Here is a 402-nt window from a genome sequence, read left to right as displayed (position 1 = left end):
GCGGCAACCGCACCACAAGTGACCACCACCAGACGAGAAGCAGCCAACCGCTCCTCACCCAGCCACACCTGCACGGACCCCAGCACAGCGGACAACGACTCCCCCACCCGAGCAGCCACGTCCTCACCACCGCTCGTCGGACAGAACAACACCACCGTCTCCGGCACCGCCTCGCCCTCATCCAACGCGCCAATCAACGCAGACACATCCGCGTACCGGACACACGATCCGCCCGCGCGAACCACCGCCTCACCCAGCCCAACATCCGGCCCCACAACCGCCCACGAACCCCCGGCAACAACCGAAGCCGACACGGCCACCGGCTGCCAATCCAACTGGAACAGCGAGTCATAACGACTGGCCCGGGCCGCCTGCAACTGCTCAGCCGAGATGGGCCGCAAA

At 66.7% G+C, this 402-nt stretch carries 1 protein-coding gene; it reads right to left on the bottom strand.

Annotated features, from left to right (window positions below; genetic code table 11):
- Nucleotides 1-402, bottom strand: a 402-nt coding sequence (locus VT50_RS40105) for a Rossmann-fold NAD(P)-binding domain-containing protein (protein ID WP_206269555.1), incomplete at both ends; no start/stop codon positions are given.

It is taken from the genome of Streptomyces antioxidans (assembly GCF_000968685.2).
GTDB classification, from domain to species: Bacteria; Actinomycetota; Actinomycetes; order Streptomycetales; family Streptomycetaceae; genus Streptomyces; species Streptomyces antioxidans.
The sequence above is the reverse complement of the archived record's forward strand: the minus strand, read 5'-3'. Positions and strand labels throughout refer to the sequence as shown.